At 71.5% G+C, this 20,827-nt stretch carries 19 protein-coding genes; 14 read left to right on the top strand and 5 right to left on the bottom strand.

Going from position 1 to position 20,827, the window contains the following annotated elements:
- Positions 1–50 precede the first annotated feature (50 nt).
- Both RBJ65_RS13140 and RBJ65_RS13135 read left to right on the top strand, forming a co-directional pair.
- Entirely contained in the window at positions 51–1,559 is a 1,509-nt protein-coding gene (locus RBJ65_RS13140) for a 3-hydroxyacyl-CoA dehydrogenase (protein WP_306322649.1), read from the top strand.
- Entirely contained in the window at positions 1,556–2,164 is a 609-nt protein-coding gene (locus RBJ65_RS13135) for a TetR/AcrR family transcriptional regulator (RefSeq protein ID WP_306322648.1), read from the top strand. Before RBJ65_RS13140 ends, RBJ65_RS13135 begins: the two co-directional genes overlap by 4 nt.
- Positions 2,165–2,183: 19 nt before the next feature.
- Here RBJ65_RS13135 and RBJ65_RS13130 read toward each other — a convergent pair whose 3' ends face one another.
- Positions 2,184–2,693: an Lrp/AsnC family transcriptional regulator gene (locus tag RBJ65_RS13130; RefSeq protein ID WP_372341414.1), complete on the bottom strand. Its 510-nt coding sequence runs from the start codon at positions 2,691–2,693 to the stop codon at positions 2,184–2,186.
- Between the two features lie 174 nt (positions 2,694–2,867).
- On the opposite strand from RBJ65_RS13130, the gene pdhA (RBJ65_RS13125) reads away from it, so the two are divergent.
- The 7 genes from pdhA (RBJ65_RS13125) (at position 2,868) to RBJ65_RS13095 (ending at position 11,155) form a co-directional block, all read left to right on the top strand.
- Entirely contained in the window at positions 2,868–4,022 is a 1,155-nt protein-coding gene (pdhA, locus tag RBJ65_RS13125; RefSeq protein WP_306322647.1) for a pyruvate dehydrogenase (acetyl-transferring) E1 component subunit alpha, read from the top strand.
- Entirely contained in the window at positions 4,019–5,041 is a 1,023-nt protein-coding gene (locus RBJ65_RS13120) for an alpha-ketoacid dehydrogenase subunit beta (RefSeq protein WP_306322646.1), read from the top strand. Before pdhA (RBJ65_RS13125) ends, RBJ65_RS13120 begins: the two co-directional genes overlap by 4 nt.
- Before the next feature lie 14 nt (positions 5,042–5,055).
- Positions 5,056–6,444, top strand: a complete 1,389-nt coding sequence (locus tag RBJ65_RS13115; RefSeq protein ID WP_306322645.1) for a dihydrolipoamide acetyltransferase family protein — start codon at positions 5,056–5,058, stop codon at positions 6,442–6,444.
- 93 nt (positions 6,445–6,537) lie between these two features.
- Positions 6,538–7,428: a DUF6457 domain-containing protein gene (locus tag RBJ65_RS13110; RefSeq protein WP_306322644.1), complete on the top strand. Its 891-nt coding sequence runs from the start codon at positions 6,538–6,540 to the stop codon at positions 7,426–7,428.
- Positions 7,425–8,948 (top strand): molybdopterin molybdotransferase MoeA, encoded by a 1,524-nt coding sequence (locus tag RBJ65_RS13105; RefSeq protein ID WP_306332131.1) that lies wholly within the window; start codon positions 7,425–7,427, stop codon positions 8,946–8,948. The genes RBJ65_RS13110 and RBJ65_RS13105 overlap by 4 nt, the downstream gene beginning before the upstream one ends.
- On the top strand, positions 8,936–10,042 hold the full coding sequence (locus RBJ65_RS13100; protein ID WP_372341458.1) for a TrkA family potassium uptake protein: 1,107 nt from the start codon (positions 8,936–8,938) through the stop codon (positions 10,040–10,042). Before RBJ65_RS13105 ends, RBJ65_RS13100 begins: the two co-directional genes overlap by 13 nt.
- Positions 10,043–10,174: 132 nt before the next feature.
- The gene (locus tag RBJ65_RS13095) at positions 10,175–11,155 is read left to right on the top strand and encodes an NAD(P)H-quinone oxidoreductase (protein WP_306323793.1); all 981 of its coding nucleotides are present in this window, start codon (positions 10,175–10,177) and stop codon (positions 11,153–11,155) included.
- 157 nt (positions 11,156–11,312) lie between these two features.
- Here RBJ65_RS13095 and RBJ65_RS13090 read toward each other — a convergent pair whose 3' ends face one another.
- Positions 11,313–11,693: a hypothetical protein gene (locus tag RBJ65_RS13090; protein WP_306323794.1), complete on the bottom strand. Its 381-nt coding sequence runs from the start codon at positions 11,691–11,693 to the stop codon at positions 11,313–11,315.
- A 245-nt stretch (positions 11,694–11,938) separates the two neighbouring features.
- Between RBJ65_RS13090 and RBJ65_RS13085 the strand changes: the two genes are divergently transcribed.
- On the top strand, positions 11,939–12,484 hold the full coding sequence (locus tag RBJ65_RS13085; RefSeq protein WP_306323795.1) for a bacterial proteasome activator family protein: 546 nt from the start codon (positions 11,939–11,941) through the stop codon (positions 12,482–12,484).
- Between the two features lie 356 nt (positions 12,485–12,840).
- Entirely contained in the window at positions 12,841–14,451 is a 1,611-nt protein-coding gene (locus tag RBJ65_RS13080; RefSeq protein ID WP_306323796.1) for a protein kinase, read from the top strand.
- Positions 14,452–14,458: 7 nt separating this feature from the next.
- Here the strand turns inward: RBJ65_RS13080 and RBJ65_RS13075 are convergent, their stop codons facing one another.
- Together RBJ65_RS13075 and RBJ65_RS13070 are read right to left on the bottom strand one after the other, a co-directional pair.
- Entirely contained in the window at positions 14,459–14,917 is a 459-nt protein-coding gene (locus RBJ65_RS13075) for a pyridoxamine 5'-phosphate oxidase family protein (protein WP_306323797.1), read from the bottom strand.
- 111 nt (positions 14,918–15,028) lie between these two features.
- Entirely contained in the window at positions 15,029–15,685 is a 657-nt protein-coding gene (locus tag RBJ65_RS13070; protein ID WP_306323798.1) for a response regulator transcription factor, read from the bottom strand.
- Positions 15,686–16,066: 381 nt separating this feature from the next.
- On the opposite strand from RBJ65_RS13070, the gene pdhA (RBJ65_RS13065) reads away from it, so the two are divergent.
- From pdhA (RBJ65_RS13065) to RBJ65_RS13055, 3 genes are read left to right on the top strand one after another with little or no spacing between them, the layout of a single operon-like run.
- Complete coding sequence (gene pdhA / locus RBJ65_RS13065; protein WP_306323799.1) at positions 16,067–17,326, top strand: pyruvate dehydrogenase (acetyl-transferring) E1 component subunit alpha; 1,260 nt, start codon at positions 16,067–16,069, stop codon at positions 17,324–17,326.
- A gap of 5 nt (positions 17,327–17,331) precedes the next feature.
- Positions 17,332–18,312, top strand: a complete 981-nt coding sequence (locus RBJ65_RS13060; protein ID WP_306323800.1) for an alpha-ketoacid dehydrogenase subunit beta — start codon at positions 17,332–17,334, stop codon at positions 18,310–18,312.
- 16 nt (positions 18,313–18,328) lie between these two features.
- Positions 18,329–19,672, top strand: coding sequence for a dihydrolipoamide acetyltransferase family protein (locus tag RBJ65_RS13055; protein WP_306323801.1), 1,344 nt, complete (start codon positions 18,329–18,331; stop codon positions 19,670–19,672).
- A 133-nt stretch (positions 19,673–19,805) separates the two neighbouring features.
- Here the strand turns inward: RBJ65_RS13055 and RBJ65_RS13050 are convergent, their stop codons facing one another.
- Positions 19,806–20,684 carry a D-alanyl-D-alanine carboxypeptidase family protein gene (locus tag RBJ65_RS13050; protein ID WP_306323802.1) on the bottom strand — a complete coding sequence of 293 codons (879 nt, stop codon included), beginning with the start codon at positions 20,682–20,684 and terminating at the stop codon, positions 19,806–19,808.
- Between the last annotated feature and the right edge of the window lie 143 nt (positions 20,685–20,827).

Below are 20,827 nucleotides of genomic sequence, written 5' to 3'. Positions count from 1 at the left end.
GACGAGCCCCGGAACCCCGCCGCGGGGACGGGTACGGGAGGATCACGTGCATGACAGCACTTGACCGCCTCGTCGGCGTGGTCGGAACCGGCACCATGGGCCAGGGCATCGCCCAGGTCGCCCTCGTCGCCGGGCATCCCGTCCGGCTGTACGACGCCGTGCCAGGCCGTGCGAGGAGCGCCGCCGAGTCGATCGCCGCGCGCCTCGACCGGCTCGTCGAGAAGGGCCGGATGGCCGCCGAGGAGCGCGCGGACGCCGTCGCCCGGCTCGAACCAGCGCAGAGCATCGGCGAGTTGGCGCCCGCCACGCTCGTCGTCGAGGCCGTCCTGGAGCGACTCGACGTCAAACAGGACCTGTTCCGCGAGCTGGAGGACGTCGTCGCGGACGACTGCCTGCTCGCCACCAACACCTCCTCCCTGTCCGTGACGGCGATCGGCGGGGCGCTGCGCCGGCCGGGCCGCTTCGTAGGGCTGCACTTCTTCAACCCGGCGCCCCTGCTGCCGCTCGTGGAGGTCGTCTCCGGCGCCGCCACCGACGTCACCGCGGCCACGCGCGCGTACGAGACCGCCCGCGCCTGGGGCAAGACCCCCGTGGCCTGCGCCGACACCCCCGGCTTCCTGGTCAACCGGATCGCGCGGCCCTTCTACGCCGAGGCGTTCGCGGTGTACGAGGAGCAGGGCGCGGACCCCGCCACCATCGACGCCGTGCTGCGCGAGTGCGGCGGCTTCAGGATGGGCGCCTTCGAGCTGACCGACCTGATCGGGCAGGACGTCAACGAGGCCGTGACGCGCTCCGTGTGGGAGGGCTTCTTCCAGGACGCGAAGTTCCGGCCCTCGCTGGCCCAGCGCCGCCTGGTGGAGGCCGGGCGCCTGGGGCGGAAGTCGGGGCAGGGCTGGTACGCGTACGGGGACGGCGAGGAACTTCCCGAACCGCACACGGCGCCACCGGCCCTGCCGCCCGCGCGCGTGACCGTGGAGGGCGACCTGGACTCCGCGGGCGCGCTGATCCCGATGATGCGCGAGGCGGGCATCGAGGTCGTCCAGGAGGACGAGGACAAGGGCACGCGGATCCTGCTGCCCAGCGGCGGCCAGCTCGTCCAGGCGGACGGCCAGACGTCCATCGAGTTCCGCGACGTCGTCTACTTCGACCTCGCCCACGACTACCGCGCGGCCACCCGCATCGCCCTCGCCGCATGCCAGGACGGCAACCCGCGCACCCTGGGCGAGGCCGTCGGACTCTTCCAGGCGCTCGGCAAGAAGGTCAGCGTCATCGGCGACGTGCCCGGCATGATCGTGGCCCGCACCGTCGCGCGGATCATCGACCTCGCGCACGACGCCCACGCGCGCGGGGTGGCCACCGAGGACGACATCGACACCGCGATGCGCCTGGGCGTCAACTACCCGCTCGGACCCCTGGAGTGGGACCGCGCGCTCGGCCGCGGCTGGGCCCGCGGCCTGCTGGAGGAGCTGCACGAGCGCGACCCCTCCGGGCGGCACGCGCCGTCACTGGCCCTCCTCAGGCACTCGTACACCCCCAAGAAGTGGGAGGGCTCCGCATGACCACCGCACGCCGGGACGCGGTCGCGCGCCGCGACACCTACACGCCCGACAGCCTGCTCGCCGTCGCCGTCACCGTCTTCAACGAGCGCGGCTACGACGGCACCTCCATGGAGCACCTCTCCAAGGCGGCCGGCATCTCCAAGTCGTCGATCTACCACCATGTGGCGGGCAAGGAGGAGCTGCTGCGCCGCGCCGTGAGCCGCGCGCTCGACGGCCTCTTCGGGATCCTCGACGAGCAACCCGCGCGCGCGGGACGCGCCATCGAGCGCCTGGAGTACGTCACCCGGCGCATGGTCGAGGTGCTCACCGGTGAACTGCCCTACGTCACCCTGCTGTTGCGGGTGCGCGGCAACACCGACACCGAGCGGTGGGCCATGGAGCGGCGCAGGGAGTTCGACCACCAGGTCGCCGAGCTGCTGAAGGCGGCCGCGGCCGACGGGGACGTACGCGGCGACATCGAGGTACGGCTCGCCACCCGGCTCGTCTTCGGGATGATCAACTCGCTGGTGGAGTGGTACCGGCCGGACGGCGGCGGGCTCGGCGACCGCGAAGTGGCGGACGCCGTGGTCGAGCTGGTCTTCCAGGGGCTGCGCAAGGAGGGCTGAGCCCCGGAGGATCAGGCTCTTAGGAGTCCGGTTCCAGGTCCTCCTCCTCGAAGACCAGCAGCGTGCGCGTGCTGAGCACCTCGGGGATGGACTGGAGCTTGGTGAGGACCAGTTCGCGCAGCGCCCTGTTGTCCTCGGTGTGCACCAGGATCAGGACGTCGAAGTCGCCGCTGACCAGGGCGATGTGCGAGGCCTCCGGCAGCCTGCGCAGCTGTTCGCGCACGGTCCGCCAGGTGTTCTGGACGATCTTGAGCGTGATGTAGGCGGAGGCGCCCTGGCCCGCCCGCTCGTGGTTGACGCGGGCGCCGAATCCGCGGATCACGCGGTCCTCGATGAGGCGGTTGATGCGCGCGTAGGCGTTCGCGCGGGACACGTGGACCTGTTCGGCGACGGACCGTATCGACGCGCGGCCGTCCCTCAGGAGCAGCTGAAGGATGTCCCGGTCGATGGCGTCCAGGGGGCGGGCCGCGGGGTCGGGAGCCGGGCCCCCGGGGCCTGTGGAGCCCTCGGCCATTTGTTCAGATGCCATCCGCCCCCGCCTCCTTACCATGGACGTACTGCTTTCATCTCAGGCTGTGGAGAACCGATTGTCCACAGCCTGAAGGTGCCTGTAGCCAAAATGTGCCGTCGACCGAACAATCGGTAGGTGAGGCGCATCACACCCGACGCGCCTTCCGAGCCGCTCCCACGAGGAGGTGCCGTCATGACGGTCATGGACCAGCGGGCCGCGCGCGAGGGCAGGCCCGTGCCGCCGCCCGCCTGGCAGCCCCGCACGGACCCCGCGCCGCTGCTGCCGGACGCCGAGCCCCACCGGGTCCTGGGCACCGAGGCCGCCGCCCACGTCGACTCCGAACTGCTGCGCCGCCTGTACGCGGAGGTGGTGCGCGGCCGCCGGTACAACGCGCAGGCGACCGCGCTGACCAAGCAGGGGTGCCTCGCCGTGTACCCCTCGTCGACCGGCCAGGAGGCCGCTCAGGTCGCCGCCGCGCTGGCCTTGGCGGAGCGGGACTGGCTCTTCCCCAGCTACCGCGACACCCTCGCCGCCGTCGCCCGCGGCCTCGACCCCGTACAGGCCCTGACCCTGCTGCGCGGCGACTGGCACACCGGCTACGACCCGCGCGAGCACCGGATCGCGCCGCTCAGCACCCCGCTCGCGACACAGCTCCCGCACGCCGTGGGCCTCGCACATGCCGCGCGCCTCAAGGGCGACGATGTGGTGGCGCTCGCCATGGTCGGCGACGGCGGCACCAGTGAGGGCGACTTCCACGAGGCGCTGAACTTCGCCGCCGTGTGGCGGGCCCCCGTCGTCTTCCTCGTGCAGAACAACGGGTTCGCGATCTCCGTGCCGCTCGCCAAGCAGACCGCCGCGCCGTCCCTGGCCCACAAGGCCGTCGGCTACGGCATGCCGGGCCGCCTGGTCGACGGGAACGACGCCGCCGCCCTGCACGAGGTGCTCACCGACGCGGTCTCCCGCGCGCGTGGGGGCGGCGGCCCGACGCTCGTCGAGGCCGTCACGTACCGCCTGGACGCGCACACCAACGCCGACGACGCGACCCGCTACCGCGGCGACGCCGAGGTCGAGATGTGGCGCGCCCACGACCCGGTCCGGCTCCTGGAACGGGAGTTGACCGGCCGGGGCCTCATCGACGAGGACGGCATCCGGGCCGTCCGCGACGACGCCGAACAGCGGGCCGCCGCACTGCGCGAGCACATGAACCGGGACCCGGCGCTCGACCCGATGGACCTGTTCGGCGACGTGTACGCCCAGCAGACGCCGCAACTGGCAGAGCAGGCAGCGCAGTTGCGCGCCGAGCTGGAAGCGGAGGCGGAGGCAGCGGCGGAAGGGGACCGGGAATGACCACTGTGGCCCGGCCGCCGAAGGCCAAGCCCGCCACCAAACCGGCCACCATGGCGCAGGCCCTCGGGCGCGCGCTGCGCGACTCCATGGCCGAGGACCCCGCCGTGCACGTCATGGGCGAGGACGTCGGCACCCTGGGCGGCGTCTTCCGGATCACCGACGGGCTCGCCAAGGAGTTCGGCGAGGACCGCTGCACGGACACCCCGCTCGCCGAGGCCGGCATCCTCGGCGCCGCCGTCGGCATGGCGATGTACGGGCTTCGGCCCGTCGTGGAGATGCAGTTCGACGCGTTCGCCTACCCCGCCTTCGAGCAGCTGATCTCGCACGTCGCGCGGATGCGCAACCGCACGCGCGGCGCCCTGCCGCTGCCCATCACCGTCCGGATTCCGTACGGCGGCGGGATCGGCGGCGTAGAACACCACAGCGACTCCTCCGAGGCGTACTACATGGCGACGCCGGGCCTGACCGTCGTCACTCCGGCCACCGTCGCGGACGCGTACGGGCTGCTGCGGCAGTCCATCGCCTCCGACGACCCGGTCGTCTTCCTGGAGCCCAAGCGCCTTTACTGGGCGAAGGATTCCTGGAACCCCGAGGCACCGGAAGACGTTCTTCCGATAGGCAGGGCAGTGGTCCGCAGGCCCGGCACCAGTGCCACGCTGCTCACGTACGGCCCGTCCGTCCCCGTCTGCCTGGAGGCGGCGGAGGCGGCCCGAGGGGAGGGGTGGGATCTTGAAGTGGTCGACCTGCGCTCGCTGGTGCCGTTCGACGACGCGACGGTCGCCGCGTCCGTCCGGCGCACGGGGCGCGCGGTCGTCGTGCACGAGTCGGGCGGCTTCGGCGGGCCCGGCGGGGAGATCGCCGCGCGCGTGACCGAGCGCTGCTTCCACCACCTGGAGGCGCCGGTGCTGCGGGTGGCCGGTTTCGACATTCCGTATCCGCCGCCCATGCTGGAGCGGCACCATCTGCCCGGAGTCGACCGGGTGTTGGACGCGGTGGCGCGGCTGCAATGGGATCAGTGAGGGACGGTGGGGTAATGGCGCAGGTGCTCGAGTTCAAGCTGCCCGACCTCGGGGAGGGTCTCACCGAGGCGGAGATCGTCCAGTGGCTGGTGAAGGTCGGTGACGTCGTCGACGTCGACCAGCCCGTCGTCGAGGTGGAGACCGCCAAGGCGATGGTCGAGGTGCCGTGCCCGTACGGGGGTGTGGTCACGGCCCGGTTCGGCGACGAGGGCAGCGAACTTCCGGTCGGGGCGCCGCTGTTGACGGTGGCCGTCGGCGCGCGGTCGCCTTCGGACGTTCCCCTGTCGGACGTTCCCGCGCCGTCGACGGCGGCCGAGGAGCCCGCACCGGCGCGGGAGCCCGTACAGGCGCGGCAAGAGGCGGGCCGGAAGGCACCGGAGAAGGCAGCCGAGGGCTCGGGGAACGTACTGGTGGGGTACGGGACCAGCACCGCGCCGACCCGGCGCAGGCGGATGCGGCCCGCGCCGCTGGACAGCGTGCCCGCCGCCCCGGAGAGCGCCCCGCGCGCCCAGGGCCCCGTCCCCGTGATCTCCCCGCTCGTCCGCAAGCTCGCCCGTGACCGCGGCGTGGACCTCAGAGCGCTGACCGGGTCCGGGCCCGACGGACTGATCCTCAGGGCGGATGTGGAAAACGCGGCGAACGCTGCGAACGCCGCCCCCGCGCAGGCCCCCGCGTCGGCCCCCGCCCAGGCGCCCGCCCCACAGGAGCACCGCACACCCCTGCGCGGCATCCGCGGCGCCGTGGCCGACAAGCTCTCCCGCAGCAGGCGCGAGATACCCGACGCGACCTGCTGGGTGGACGCCGACGCCACGGAACTCATGCACGCGCGCGTGGCGATGAACGCCGCGGCCAGCGCCGCCGCGGGCCCCAAGATCTCCGTCCTGGCCCTCCTGGCCCGCATCTGCACCGCGGCCCTGGCCCGTTACCCGGAGCTGAACGCCACGGTCGACACGGAGCGGCGCGAGATCGTCCGGCTCGACGAGGTGCACCTCGGGTTCGCCGCGCAGACCGAGCGGGGCCTGGTCGTGCCCGTCGTACGGGACGCCCACGCGCGCGGCGCCGAGTCGCTGAGCGCCGAGTTCGCCCGGCTCACCGAGGCGGCCCGCTCCGGAACCCTGTCGCCCTCGCAACTCACCGGCGGCACCTTCACGTTGAACAACTACGGGGTGTTCGGCGTCGACGGATCCACGCCGATCATCAACCACCCCGAGGCGGCCATGCTCGGCGTCGGCCGAATAGCCGCCAAGCCGTGGGTGCACGAAGGGGAGTTGGCGGTCCGCCAGGTCGTCCAGCTCTCGCTCACCTTCGACCACCGGGTGTGCGACGGCGGCACGGCGGGCGGCTTCCTGCGGTACGTCGCGGACTGCGTCGAGAACCCGGCGGTGCTGCTGCGCACGCTGTGACCGGGCCCGAGCCCGCCGTGCCCGACCGGGTGCGACGGGGCGCGACGGGGCCCGATGGGTGGCAATGATCGCCCCTGAGCCCATACTCGGGGGATGAACCCGTACGACGCCATCGTCCTCGCCGGAGGCGGCGCGCGCCGCCTCGGAGGCGCGGACAAGCCCGGAGTACGGGTCGGCGGTCGCGCGCTGCTCGACCGGGTCCTGCACGCGTGCGCCGGAGCCCGCGCCACCGTCGTGGTCGCCGATCCGCGCGACACCGCGCGCCCCGTCGTCTGGGCCCGCGAGGAGCCCCCGGGCGGCGGCCCGCTCGCCGCGCTGGAAGCGGGAGTTCGCGGACTCGAAACCCAAGACGGAACCCAAGACGGTCCGGCGGCGGAGAGCGTGCTCGTGCTCTCCGCCGATCTGCCGTTCCTGGGGGAGCCGACCGTACGACGCCTCCTGACCGCCCTTGAGGACGAGGACGGGGACGGGGACGTCGACGCCGCGCTGCTCACCGACGGCGACGGCCGCGACCAGCCCCTCGTAGCCGCCTACCGGTACGCGGCACTGCGCCGGGTGCTCGGCGAACTCGCGGCGGAGCACGGGGGACTCACCGGCCTGCCGCTGCGACTGCTCACCCGGAACCTCCGCCTCACCCGAATCACCGACCCGGTCGCGTCGTTCGACTGCGACACCTGGGACGACATCGCCGCCGCCCGGTCACGTATCAGGGAGCATGGACGAGTGCTTGACGAATGGATCACCGCAGCCAAGAACGAACTGGGCATCGACCTGGACGTCGACACGGGCGTCCTCCTCGACCTCGCCCGCGACGCCGCGCACGGTGTCGCACGCCCCGCGGCGCCGCTGACGACGTTCCTCGTCGGATACGCGGCGGCGCAGGCAGGAGGCGGCCCCGAAGCCGTGGCGTCCGCCGCGGCGAAGGCGGCCGAGCTCGCGAACCGCTGGGCGCAGGAGGCCGAAACCAAGCCGGACGCGGGATGAGCGCCCCCAACGGGCGGTCCGCGCAGGCCGACCCGATGGACGTCGACCCGATGGACGTCGACGTGGACGAGGCGCTCGCCCTGGCCAACGACAACCGGGGCCGGGGCCGGGGCCAGGGCCGTGGCTCCGGCAACTCCGGCAACACCGGCCGCACCGGCGACCAGAGCCACGCCCCGGACGCCCCCAGCGCCCCGCAGCCGCGGCACGCCCCCCGCCACTCCGCGAGCTCCTGGACCGCGGCCCGCCGCACCGCCGCCCGCGCCGAACGCGGCCCGCGCGGCTCGACCGGTCTCCCCCTCGACCGGGCCCTCGGCCTCGTCCTCGCGGCGCCGCTGACCGCCCTGACCGACCTGCCCTCCTTCGACACCTCGGCGATGGACGGCTGGGTCGTGGCGGGCCCGGGGCCCTGGACCGTGGTGGGCGAGGGCCTGCTCGCCGGGCACGAGGCGCCCGCCCCGCTGGCCGACGGCGAGGCCGCCGCGATCGCGACCGGCGCCCGCGTGCCCCCGGAGGCCACGGCCGTCATCCGCAGCGAGCACGGGCACCTCGACGCGGCCGGCCAGCTGCACCCGCTGCACGAGGTGGCCCACGGCCAGGACATCCGGCCGCGCGGCCAGGAGTGCCGGGGCGGCGACCTGCTGCTGCCCGAGGGCGCGCTCGTCACCCCGGCCGTCCTCGGCCTCGCCGCCGCGGCCGGCTACGACACCCTGACCGTCGTCCCGCGCCCGACCGTCGAAGTCCTGATCCTCGGCGACGAGTTGCTCACCTCGGGCCTGCCCCGCGAGGGCCTCATCAGGGACGCCCTCGGCCCGATGCTGCCGCACTGGCTGCGCGCCCTCGGCGTCGAGGTGACCGCCGTACGCAGGCTCGGCGACGATGCGAAGGCGCTGCTCAAGGCCGTACGAGAGGCCAGGACCGACCTCGTCGTGACCACCGGCGGCACCGCGTCCGGGCCCGTCGACCATGTGCACCCCACCCTGCGCGCCCTCGACGCCGAACTCCTCGTCGACGGGGTCGCCGTCCGCCCCGGCCACCCGATGCTGCTCGCCCGCCTCAAGGAGGGGCAGCACCTCGTCGGCCTCCCCGGCAACCCGCTGGCCGCCGTCTCCGGCCTCCTGACCCTCGCCGAACCGCTGCTGCGGGTGCTCTCGGGTCGCGCCCAGGACCCGACGCACAGCCCGGCGCAGCGCCAAGCACACGGTGAGCAGGGCGACTTGGGCAGCGGCCCGGACGCGTACACCGCCCCTCTGCACACCCCCGCCCCCGGCCATCCCCACGACACCCGCCTGATCCCCATCGTGCTGCGGCAGGACGACGGCAGCGGGCACGAGTGGGCGGTGCCGCTGCACTACAACGGCCCGGCCATGCTGCGCGGCATCGCGGCCGCCGATGGGCTCGCCGTCATCCCGCCCGGCGGCGCCAAGGAGGGGCAGGAGGTGGAGATCCTCGACCTGCCGTGGTCGTGGAACCCCGGCCTGCCCGGTCTCAACCCGGCGGGAAACGAAGGGTGTTTCACGTGAAACTGGCCGGCGATGACGCCATCGCACGCCAAGAGGACGAGCGGACCGCGACCTACCGGGTGACCCTGCCCCGCCGGATCGTCGAGCGTCCGCTGCTCCAAGTCGCCCGGCGCGTGCTGATAGCGCTCTCCGTGCTCGTCGTCACGGCACTGATCGTGTGGGTGGACCGGGACGGTTACACCGACAACTCAGACGGCGGCGTCGACCTTCTCGACGCGTTCTACTACGCGACCGTCACCCTCTCCACCACGGGATACGGCGACATCACGCCGGTCAGTGACGGGGCGCGGCTCACCAATATCTTCGTCATCACGCCGCTGCGTGTGCTCTTTCTGATCATCCTGGTCGGCACCACGCTCGAAGTCCTCACGGAACGGACGCGGGAGGAATGGCGCCTGAAACGCTGGAGGTCCACCTTGCGTGACCACACTGTCGTCGTCGGCTTCGGAACGAAGGGGCGCAGCGCGGTCGAGACCGTCTGCGCGACCGGCCTGAAGCCCGAGCAGGTGGTGGTCGTCGACCCCAGCCCCAAGGTCATCGAGACCGCGAACGCCCATGGCTACGCGGGCGTGACCGGCGATGCCACCCGTAGCTCGGTGTTGCTGCGGGCCGAGGTGCAGAAGGCCCGGAAGATCATTATCGCTACGCAGCGCGATGACACGGCGGTCCTGGTGACGCTCACCGCACGGCAGTTGAACCGCGGTGCGAAGATCGTCGCCGCGGTCCGCGAGGAGGAGAACGCGCCGCTGCTGCGCCAGTCCGGCGCCGACGCCGTCATCACGAGCGCCAGCGCGGCGGGGCGGCTGCTCGGCCTGTCCGTGCTCAGCCCGCACGCGGGCATGGTCATGGAGGACCTCATCCAGAAGGGCTCCGGCCTCGATCTGGTCGAACGGCCGGTCACCAAGGCCGAGGTGGGCCTGAAACCGAAGGAGACGGAGGACCTGGTCGTCAGTGTCGTCCGCGGGCACCGGGTGCTCGGCTACGACGATTCGGCGGTCGGCTCGCTCAAGCCGACGGACCGTCTCATCACGATCACCCGCGTCACGCCCAGGACCCCGCTGGCCCCGGACATGAAGCCGACTCCCCGCGACTGACCCCGGCCCGGGAACCGTACGAGCACATGCGGCACGGGACCGTACGAGACGCGTACGCGCGGCACGGGACCGTACGGGCACACGCGTGAGAGCACCTCCCCGCGGGTGATCCACGGGAGTAGCCTCGCGGCCATGCATGCGATCACGATCCCGGAACCCGGCGGACCCGAGGCGCTCGTCTGGACGGAGGTCCCCGACCCCGAACCCGGCGAGGGCGAGGTCCTGGTCGAGGTGGTCTCCAGCGCCGTCAACCGCGCCGATCTGCTCCAGCGGCAGGGCTTCTACAACCCGCCCGCCGGCACGTCCCCCTATCCAGGTCTCGAGTGCGCCGGCCGGATCGTCGCGCTCGGCGCGGGCGTCTCCGGCTGGTCGGTCGGCGACGAGGTGTGCGCGCTGCTCGTCGGCGGCGGCTACGCCGAGAAGGTCGCCGTCCCGGCCGGGCAGCTGCTGCCCGTGCCGAAGGGCCTCGACCTGGCCACGGCCGCCGCGCTGCCCGAGGTGACCTGCACCGTCTGGTCCAACGTCTTCATGATCGCCCACCTGCGCCCGGGCGAGACCTTCCTCGTGCACGGCGGCTCCAGCGGCATCGGCACCATGGCGATCCAGCTGGCGAAGGCCGTCGGCGCGAAGGTCGCGGTCACCGCCGGCACCAAGGAGAAGCTCGACTTCTGCGCGGAGCTCGGCGCGGACATCCTGATCAACTACCGCGAGCAGGACTTCGTCGAGGAGATCCGCGAGAACACGGCCGGGGCAGGCGCCGACGTCATCCTCGACAACATGGGCGCCAAGTACCTGAACCGCAACGTCGACGCCCTCGCCACCAGCGGCCGCCTCGCCATCATCGGCATGCAGGGCGGCGTGAAGGGCGAGCTGAACATCGCGACGCTGCTCGGCAAGCGCGGCGCCATCACCGCGACCACGCTGCGGGCCCGCCCGCTGGCCGAGAAGGCGGCGGTCGTCGCGGCCGTGCGCGAGCATGTGTGGCCGCTGGTCGAGGGCGGCCATGTGCGGCCGATCGTGGACCGCAAGCTGCCGATGAGCGACGCCGCGCAGGGCCACCGGGTCCTGGAGGAGTCGGGCCACATCGGCAAGGTCCTGCTCACCAACCAGTAGGCCACCTCGGCAGGCCACCTCGGCAGGTCTCCCCGGCAGGTCACCTCGGCAGGTCTCCCCGGCAGGTCACCTCAGTAGGCCACCTCGACAGGTCTCCCCGGCAGGTCACCTCGGCAGGTCACCTCGGCAGGTCTCCCCGGCAGGTCGCCCCGACAGGTCACCTACGTAGCCGCAGCGCCAGGAACCCGAGGCCGAGGCCCGTGAGCAGCAGCCCCGCTCCGAACGGCAGCACGTTCACCACGGGCCCCGTCCCGGGCTCGCCGACGGCCTGCCGCGCGGAGTCGGACGGCTTCGGTCGCGGCTCCGGCGTCAGGGTCGGCGCGGGCCCGGTGGGGCGCGGCGGCAGCTCCGCCTCGGTGGGGGTCGGCGTGGGCAGCGCACGCCCCGGCGGGGTCCTGCCCACCCCGGCCCCGCTGCCCGCGAGGGAACCGTGCGGCGCGGGCTCGGCGGCGTACGAGTCGGAGGATGCGGCGGCGGACGAGGCGGCGTACGAGAGGGCCGTCGGCACCGTCAGGAACACCGCGAGGGACAGCAGCACGGCGGCCAGAAGCCCGGTCGCCCACCGAAGTCGCCGAAGTGGCCGAAGTCGCCGAAGTGGCCGAAGTGGCCGAAGCCGCCGCATCCCTGCCCCCTTCCGCCGCCGGTTCTTCCCGATGCCTGCACTCAGCCTCACATAACGTAATAAAACGGGCACGCCGGATTTCCGTGCGCCGCCGTGCGGTGGATCAGGCCGCGCCGGGGGCACCACCGAGACGTGACAGTGGCGTACGAGAGAATGGCGGCATGGAGATGCCGAGGAACGAACAGTCGCCGGAGAACCCGCAGGTCCTGGTCGTGGGCCAGGACGGTATGGCGCTTGGCGGCGGCGGTGGCGACGAGAACCGCGAGATCCCGGTGACCGACATGGTGGAACAGCCCGCCAAGGTGATGCGCATCGGCAGCATGATCAAGCAGCTGCTGGAAGAAGTGCGCGCGGCTCCCCTCGACGAAGCGAGCCGGCAGCGCCTCAAGGAGATCCACGCCAGCTCGGTCAAGGAGCTCGAGGACGGCCTCGCGCCCGAGCTCGTCGAGGAACTGGAGCGGCTCTCCCTCCCCTTCACGGAGGAGACGACCCCGAGCGACGCCGAACTGCGCATCGCGCAGGCTCAGTTGGTGGGCTGGCTCGAGGGCCTCTTCCACGGAATCCAGACGACGCTCTTCGCCCAGCAGATGGCCGCCCGCGCCCAGCTGGAGCAGATGCGCCGCGCCCTGCCGCCCGGCGTCGGCGGCGGCGAGGAAGAGGGCGAGGACCCGCACTTGGGCGGCCGCGCCGGCGGCCCGTACCTCTAGGTCAACAGGCATACGGCCCAACAGACGTCGGGGCCCGTCCGGACAGGGGCGGGCCCCGACGCATGTGTGAACTCGGTCACCGAACGGCCCTCTCGTCCGACGCCACCGTCCGTCACCCGTCCTCACACGTTGACCAAAATGATCACGAAATCACCATGAAGGCGCCGGGAAAATCCCGCTCACGATTTGCAAGGGGTGCACGGCAACGGGTTGGATGTCCGGTCCATCTCGGAACGGCGAGGTGGCCGATGCCTGTAGCGTGGCCCGACGGAGTCGGTATTTCGCAACCGCGCGTACTCAAGGCGTACTCCGATGTATGGATCCGGCAGCACGGACAGAAACGACGGCGAGGACTGATGGCACAGCAGCAGCGCGCTCAGGGCCCGTCCGACCCCGAGGCGACTGGCGGCGGTATGTCAGATGCGCCGGAGAACTGGGGTAACGGCGGGCTCGTCGGGGATGGGCGTTATCGGCTCACCCGCAGACTCGGCCGGGGTGGCATGGCGGAGGTGTTCGCCGCCGAGGATGTACGCCTCGGGCGTCAGGTCGCCGTCAAGCTGCTCCGCTCGGACCTCGCCGAGGACCCGGTCTCCAAGGCCCGCTTCACCCGTGAGGCCCAGTCGGTCGCGGGGCTCAACCACCACGCGGTCGTCGCGGTCTACGACTCCGGCGAGGACGTCGTCGCCGGGAGCACCGTCCCGTACATCGTCATGGAGCTGGTCGAGGGCCGCACCATCCGCGACCTGCTGCTCAGCGCCGAGGCGCCGGGCGCCGAGCAGGCGCTGATCATCGTCTCGGGTGTCCTGGAGGCGCTCGCCTACTCGCACCAGCACGGCATCGTGCACCGCGACATCAAGCCCGCCAACGTGATCATCACCAACACCGGCGCGGTGAAGGTGATGGACTTCGGCATCGCGCGCGCCCTGCACGGCGTCCAGTCGACCATGACGCAGACCGGCATGGTCATGGGCACCCCCCAGTACCTCTCGCCCGAGCAGGCCCTCGGCAAGGCCGTCGACCACCGCTCCGACCTGTACGCGGTCGGCTGCCTGCTCTACGAACTCCTCGCGCTGCGCCCGCCGTTCACCGGCGAGACCCCGCTGTCCGTGGTCTACCAGCATGTCCAGGACACCCCCGTGCTGCCTTCCGAGGTCCTGGACGAGGTGCCGCCGGAGCTGAACGGGCTCGTGATGCGCTCGCTGGCCAAGGACCCGGACGACCGGTTCCAGACGGCCGAGGAGATGCGCGGCCTCGTCCAGTACGGCCTGCAGATGCTGTACGAGCAGGGTGGCCACACCGGCACCTGGAACACCGGCCCGCTCGACGCGCACGAGGGCGGCTCCACGCCCGCGATGGGCGTCGCCGCGACCACGGCGATGCAGCACCCGAGCGACTCCGGCACGGCCCAGCAGCCGATGCTGCGCCCGCCGGGCGGCGACGACGGCGGCTTCGAGGGCGGCGGGAACGGCAACGGCGGCGGCCGCGGCAAGCTGTGGATCATCGCGGCGATCGCCGTGATCGCGATCGCGGTGGGCGTCGCCTGGGCGCTCAGCGGCGGCGACGGCAAGGACAAGACCCCCACCGACAAGAAGTCGCCGACGGCCACCAAGTCCGAGAAGTCCTCCTCGCCCAGCGAGACGGCCACCGACGAGGACACGTCGGAGGCCACGGAGGAGCCGGGCACCAGCACGGGCGGCGACACCGGCTACACGCCGACGCAGCAGCCCACCACCACCAACCCGTCGCCGACGAAGTCGCAGGAGCCGACTCCGACGCCGACCCCGACGCCGACGAAGTCGACGGAGCCGTCCGACGACACGCCCTCGCCGCCCGACGACGGCGTCATCGGCGGCGGCGGTGATGACGGTGGCAACGGCGACACCACCGGCGGTGACACGGCGGGCGGCGACACCACCGGCGGCGACACCGCTGGCGACACGACCGGTGGGGACACCGCCGGCCAGTAGTCCCGCCCTACCCCCGCGCGGCCCCGCCCCGCAGTTCGTGCACCGTCATGAACTGCGGGGCGACGCGTAGGTAGACCGGGTCGAAGGGCTCGTCGTCCGCGTAGTGCGGGGTGGGCCCGAAGAGTTCCAGCTCGGCCGTGGTCGGCTCGATCTGCTCGCAGGTGCCGACGCACTGCACCGACCACTGGGCGTCGTCCTCGGGCGCCTCATGGCCGAGGTTGTCCGCTCCGTAGGCGACGACGCTGCCGATGCACGCCTCGTGGTAGCCGAAGCCGCGGTGCATGCGCAGCAGCAGCCGGCCGTCGGCCACGATGTGGCGGGCGGAGGCGAGGAAGGGCAGGGCGCGCATGCTGGTCGCGACGCGGCCGTAGCGCACGCGGGTGAGCAGCTCGAAGGCGCGGGCCTGGTCCCGCTGCGGATCTTTCCGCAGGTCTTTCCGCAGGTCTTTCTGCGCGTCGGTGGGCATGTCACCACTCTGCGCCGCGACCGCGGCGCCGGGACAGAGGAGCCCGCCCCCAAGGACGCGTGACGTAGGTCCTGTGCGGGCGGGCATCCGGTCGGGGGCCCGGAGGGGGCGTCAGTGCTTCTCGGCCTGCATACGGGCCACGTACGCGGCCGCCTGGGAGCGGCGCTCCATGCCCAGCTTCGACAGCAGGCTGGACACATAGTTCTTGATCGTCTTCTCGGCGAGGTGGAGCCGCTCGCCGATGGCCCGGTTGGTCAGGCCCTCGCCGATCAGGTCGAGGATCTTGCGCTCCTGCTCGGTGAGGCCGGAGAGCCGGTCGTCGTCCTTGCGGCCGCCGTCCCGCAGCCGCTCCAGGACGCGGGCCGTGGCGACCGGGTCGAGCAGCGACTTCCCGGAGGCCACGTCCCGTACGGCGGTGAGCAGTTCATTGCCGCGGATCGCCTTCAGCACGTAGCCGGAGGCCCCGGCCATGATCGCGTCGAAGAGCGCCTCGTCGTCCGCGAACGACGTCAGCATCAGGCACTTGATCGACTCGTCCTGGGAGCGGATCTCCCGGCACACCTCGACGCCGCTGCCGTCCGGAAGGCGTACGTCGAGCACCGCCACGTCGGGCCGGGTCGCGGGGATGCGCACCAGGGCGTCGGCGGCCGTGCCGGCCTCGCCGACCACCTCGATGTCGTCCTCGACCGACAGCAGCTCGTGAACGCCGCGGCGGACCACCTCGTGGTCGTCCAGCAGGAATACGTGGATTTTTCCGTCTTCGCGCACGGACTCAGTCTCACACACGAACCCTTCCCATGCCCTAGTGGACCGCGGGGTGACCGGGATAACGTGCCGGTGTTCCGGCCCCCTGCCAGGCTGAGATCCAGGACCCGTCGCACAGCTGTGACCTGCGGCGCTTCGTCTCCCTCGCGACTACTAGGAAATCCAACCAACGAACTACTTGGAAATCCAAGCAAAATCGCAGGTCAGATGGGGTTTCGCAGATGTGTGACCCACTGGGTAACGTGCTGGGTGAAGGGTGTTTGCCGGAGCACTTGTCACGCCTGTTTCCGGCGCCTCGCACCCACCCCGTGCGTGGACGGATCAGGCGAGCCGAGCCGACTGGCCATCCGGCAATCCCGGGGCCGGACCGACGGAGGAGCACACGTGACCGTAGACAGTGCCGACAGCACTGCCGCAGCGCAGAAGGCGAACCCGGCGCGGGGGCGGGCCGCTGCGAAGAAGTCTGCGAAGAAGTCCCCCGGCAAGACCGCCGCCGCCAAGGCACCCGCCAAGAAGGCGCCCGCCAAGGCTGCCGCCAAGACGCCCGCCAAGGCCGCCGCCGCGCAGAGCGATCTGGTGCAGCTGGTGACCCCGGACGGCAAGCGGGTCAAGAACCCCGAGTACGACCGGTACGTCGCCGACATCACCGACGACGAACTGCGCGGCCTGTACCGCGACATGGTCCTCACGCGCCGCTTCGACGCCGAGGCCACCGCCCTGCAGCGCCAGGGCGAGCTGGGCCTGTGGGCGTCGCTGCTCGGCCAGGAGGCGGCCCAGATCGGCTCCGGGCGGGCCACTCGCGAGGACGACTACGTCTTCCCGACCTACCGCGAGCACGGCGTCGCCTGGTGCCGCGGGGTCGACCCGACGAACCTGCTCGGCATGTTCCGCGGCGTGAACCACGGCGGCTGGGACCCGAACAGCAACAACTTCCACCTGTACACGATCGTCATCGGCTCGCAGGCCCTGCACGCCACCGGCTACGCGATGGGCGTCGCCAAGGACGGCGCGGACAGCGCGGTCATCGCGTACTTCGGCGACGGCGCGTCCAGCCAGGGCGATGTCCTGGAGGCCTTCAACTTCGGGGCCGTCTACAACGCCCCGGTCGTGTTCTTCTGCCAGAACAACCAGTGGGCGATCTCCGAGCCCACCGAGCGCCAGATGCGGGTGCCGCTGTACCAGCGCGCGCAGGGCTTCGGCTTCCCGGGCGTGCGCGTGGACGGCAACGACGTGCTGGCCTGCCTCGCCGTGACCCGCTGGGCCCTGGACCGGGCACGGCAGGGCGAGGGCCCGGCCCTGATCGAGGCGTTCACGTACCGCATGGGCGCGCACACCACGTCCGACGACCCGTCCAAGTACCGCTCGGACGACGAGCGCGTCTCCTGGGAGGCGAAGGACCCGATCCTGCGCCTGCGCGCGTACCTGGAGTCCCAGACCGACACCGACGAGGGATTCTTCGCGGAACTCGACGCCGAGAGCGAGTCGCTCGGCAAGCGGGTACGCGATGTCGTACGGGCCATGCCGGACCCGGACCTCATGGCGATCTTCGAGAACGTGTACGCGGACGGGCACGCGCTCGTCGACGAGGAGCGCGCTCAATTCGCCGCCTACCAGGCATCGTTCGCCGACGGGGAAGGGGCCTGAGGACCATGGCCGTACAGAAGCTTCCGATCGCCAAGGCGATCAACGAGTCGCTGCGCACGGCGCTCGACAACGACCCGAAGGTCCTCGTCATGGGCGAGGACGTCGGCAAGCTCGGCGGCGTCTTCCGCGTCACCGACGGACTGCAGAAGGACTTCGGCGAGGACCGGGTGATCGACACCCCGCTCGCCGAGTCCGGCATCGTCGGCACCGCCATCGGCCTGGCCCTGCGCGGCTACCGCCCGGTCGTGGAGATCCAGTTCGACGGTTTCGTCTTCCCCGCGTACGACCAGATCGTCACGCAGCTCGCGAAGATGCACGCCCGCGCGCTCGGCAAGGTCAAGACGCCCGTCGTCATCCGGATCCCGTACGGCGGCGGCATCGGCGCGGTCGAGCACCACAGCGAGTCGCCCGAGACGCTGTTCGCGCACGTGTCGGGCCTCAAGGTCGTCTCGCCCTCCAACGCGAGCGACGCCTACTGGATGCTCCAGCAGGCCATCCAGAGCGACGACCCGGTGATCTTCTTCGAGCCCAAGCGCCGCTACTGGGACAAGGGCGAGGTCGACACCGAGGCCGTGCCCGCGGACCTGCACAAGGCGACGGTCGCGCGCGAGGGCGGTGACCTCACGCTCGCCGCGTACGGGCCGATGGTGAAGGTCTGCCTGGAGGCGGCCGCGGCCGCCGAGGAGGAGGGCAAGTCGATCGAGGTCCTGGACCTGCGCTCGATCTCGCCGATGGACTTCGACGCCGTACAGAAGTCGGTGGAGAAGACGCGCCGCCTCGTCGTCGTGCACGAGGCGCCCGTCTTCCTCGGCTCCGGCGCCGAGCTGGCGGCCCGGATCACCGAGCGCTGCTTCTACCACCTGGAGGCGCCCGTGCTGCGGGTCGGCGGGTACCACGCGCCGTATCCGCCGGCGCGCCTGGAGGAGGAGTACCTGCCGGGTCTTGACCGGGTGCTCGATGCCGTCGACCGTTCGCTGGCGTACTGAGAGGGGGCTGTAGATCATGGCTCGTGAGTTCAAGATGCCCGACGTGGGTGAAGGCCTGACCGAGGCCGAGATCCTCAAGTGGTACGTGCGGCCGGGCGACTCCGTCACCGACGGGCAGGTCGTGTGCGAGGTCGAGACCGCGAAGGCGGCCGTCGAACTGCCCATCCCGTACGACGGGGTGGTGCGGGAGCTGCTGTTCCCGGAGGGGACGACGGTCGACGTCGGCCAGGTGATCATTTCGGTCGACGTGGCGGGGGACGCGCCCGCGCCTCCGGCGGCCGAGCCGGAGGTTGCCGAGGCCGAGGGTGAGGGCGAGGCCGAGGGCGAGGCCGAGGCGCCGCAGGGCCGCCAGCCGGTGCTCGTCGGGTACGGCGTCGCCGAATCCTCTACGAAGCGCAGGGCTCGCAAGGGCGCAGGGGACGAGGTGGCGGCCTCCAGCAACGGCACGGCCACCCTCACCCGGCCGCTCGCCAAGCCCCCCGTGCGCAAGCTCGCCAAGGACCTCGGCGTCGACCTCGCCACCGTGATCCCCTCCGGTTCCGACGGGATCATCACGCGGGAGGACGTGCACGCGGCTGTGGCGCCTGCCGCTCCCGAGGTGCCTGAGCCCGTCGCCGCCCCGGCGGCCCCGGCCACCGCCCCCGCCTCGTACGACTCCGTTCGCGAGACCCGGATCCCGATCAAGGGCGTCCGGAAGGCGACCGCGCAGGCGATGGTGCACTCGAAGTTCACGGCGCCGCACGTCACGGAGTTCGTGACGATCGACATCACGCGCACGATGAAGCTCGTCGAGGAGCTCAAGGGCGACAAGGACATGGCGGGGCTTCGGGTCAACCCGCTGCTGCTCATCTCCAAGGCGCTGCTCGTCGCGATCAAGCGCAATCCCGAGGTCAACGCGGCCTGGGACGAGGCCAATCAGGAGATCGTCCAGAAGCACTACGTGAACCTGGGCATCGCCGCGGCCACCCCGCGCGGGCTCATCGTGCCGAACATCAAGGACGCGCAGGCCAAGACCCTGCCCGAACTGGCGTCCGCGCTGGGTGAGTTGGTGTCCACGGCGCGGGAGGGCAAGACGTCGCCGGCCGCGATGCAGGGTGGGACGGTCACGATCACCAATGTGGGCGTGTTCGGTGTCGACACCGGTACGCCGATTCTCAATCCCGGTGAGTCGGCGATCCTCGCGGTCGGGGCGATCAAGCCGCAGCCGTGGGTCCACAAGGGCAAGGTCAAGCCCCGCCAGGTCACGACGCTGGCGCTGTCCTTCGATCACCGGTTGGTGGACGGGGAGCTGGGGTCCAAGGTGCTGGCGGACGTCGCCGCGATCTTGGAACGCCCGAAGCGGCTGATCACCTGGGCCTGACCCACTCAGGCCCCTCCGGCGACGGGGTTGCGGCCCGGGGCGCTGCCCCGGACCCCGCTCCTCAATCGCCGGAGGGGCTTGATGGTGTCCGCCGGAAGGGCTTGATGGTGTCCGCCGGAGGGGCTTCACATGGCTAGCGCTTGAAGCCGTAGTCCATCAGTTTCTTCGCGTCCGACGTCCGCGCGTCAACGGACGTCGACTTCAGCACCGTGCCGATCACGGTCTTCCCGCTCCGGGTCGCCGCGAAGACCAGGCAGTAGCCGGCCTCCGGGCCCGAACCGGTCTTGACGCCGATGGTGCCCGAGTACGTACCGAGAAGGTTGTTCGTGTTGGACCACGACATGTACCGGTAGCCGCCGGACTTGGTCGTGACCTTCTGCTTCGTCGACTTCGTCTTCACGACCGACCGGAACGTCGAGTTCTTCATCGCCGAGGACGCGATCTTCGTGATGTCGCGCGGCGTCGAGTAGTTCGAGCCCTTGCCGATGCCGTCGAACGAGTCGAAGTGGGTGTTCTTCAGGCCCATGTCGGTCGCGGTCTTGTTCATCTTGCCGATGAAGGACTTCACGCGCGCCGAACGGGTCGAGCCCGAGCCGAACTTGTCCGCGAGCGCGTACGCCGCGTCGCAGCCCGAGGGGAGCATCAGCCCGTACAGGAGCTGCCGCACGGTGACCTTGTCGCCGACGATCAGATGGGCCGACGACGCGGTGTTGTCGACGATGTAGTCGCTGTACGCCTTCTGGACCGTGACCTTGGAGTCCAGGTTCAGATTCTTCTGGGCGAGCACCACCTTGGCGGTCATGATCTTGGTGGTGGAGCCGGTTGATCTACGGGTGTCCGCGGCCTTCGTGTACAGGCTCGAACCGGTCCCGTCGTTCATTACGTAGCCGCCCGCGGCGGCGACGGTGGGCTTGGCCGGAGCCGTGGCGGCCTGCGCGGTGGTGGTCAGCGCGCCGCTGGTGATCACGGTTCCCGCGACGAGAACGGCTATGCCCGCTATGCCAGTTTTCAAGTCGAGCGCTCCAAATGTCCCTGAAATCGCGGCCCTTGGGGATGGGGTCGCTCTGTGTGAGACACGAGGAGCGGCTCGACGGTTGCGTCATGGGCGGTGTCCCGCATCATGGACGCCCATCGGCTTGCGTACGTGTTGTATCT

This window comes from Streptomyces sp. KL109B (assembly GCF_030766935.1).
GTDB lineage: Bacteria > Actinomycetota > Actinomycetes > Streptomycetales > Streptomycetaceae > Streptomyces.
Note: the sequence above shows the minus strand (reverse complement) of the source record. Positions and strands in the feature narration are given on the sequence as shown.

Excerpts from the sequence above, each read along its gene's own strand:
- RBJ65_RS13140 (WP_306322649.1), top strand. The coding sequence starts at position 51 with ATGACAGCACTTGACCGCCTCGTCGGCGTGGTCGGAACCGGCACCATG.
- RBJ65_RS13135 (WP_306322648.1), top strand. The coding sequence starts at position 1,556 with ATGACCACCGCACGCCGGGACGCGGTCGCGCGCCGCGACACCTACACG.
- RBJ65_RS13130 (WP_372341414.1), bottom strand. The coding sequence starts at position 2,693 with ATGGCATCTGAACAAATGGCCGAGGGCTCCACAGGCCCCGGGGGCCCG.
- pdhA (WP_306322647.1), top strand. The coding sequence starts at position 2,868 with ATGACGGTCATGGACCAGCGGGCCGCGCGCGAGGGCAGGCCCGTGCCG.
- RBJ65_RS13120 (WP_306322646.1), top strand. The coding sequence starts at position 4,019 with ATGACCACTGTGGCCCGGCCGCCGAAGGCCAAGCCCGCCACCAAACCG.
- RBJ65_RS13115 (WP_306322645.1), top strand. The coding sequence starts at position 5,056 with ATGGCGCAGGTGCTCGAGTTCAAGCTGCCCGACCTCGGGGAGGGTCTC.
- RBJ65_RS13110 (WP_306322644.1), top strand. The coding sequence starts at position 6,538 with ATGAACCCGTACGACGCCATCGTCCTCGCCGGAGGCGGCGCGCGCCGC.
- RBJ65_RS13105 (WP_306332131.1), top strand. The coding sequence starts at position 7,425 with ATGAGCGCCCCCAACGGGCGGTCCGCGCAGGCCGACCCGATGGACGTC.
- RBJ65_RS13095 (WP_306323793.1), top strand. The coding sequence starts at position 10,175 with ATGCATGCGATCACGATCCCGGAACCCGGCGGACCCGAGGCGCTCGTC.
- RBJ65_RS13085 (WP_306323795.1), top strand. The coding sequence starts at position 11,939 with ATGGAGATGCCGAGGAACGAACAGTCGCCGGAGAACCCGCAGGTCCTG.
- RBJ65_RS13080 (WP_306323796.1), top strand. The coding sequence starts at position 12,841 with ATGGCACAGCAGCAGCGCGCTCAGGGCCCGTCCGACCCCGAGGCGACT.
- RBJ65_RS13075 (WP_306323797.1), bottom strand. The coding sequence starts at position 14,917 with ATGCCCACCGACGCGCAGAAAGACCTGCGGAAAGACCTGCGGAAAGAT.
- RBJ65_RS13060 (WP_306323800.1), top strand. The coding sequence starts at position 17,332 with ATGGCCGTACAGAAGCTTCCGATCGCCAAGGCGATCAACGAGTCGCTG.
- RBJ65_RS13055 (WP_306323801.1), top strand. The coding sequence starts at position 18,329 with ATGGCTCGTGAGTTCAAGATGCCCGACGTGGGTGAAGGCCTGACCGAG.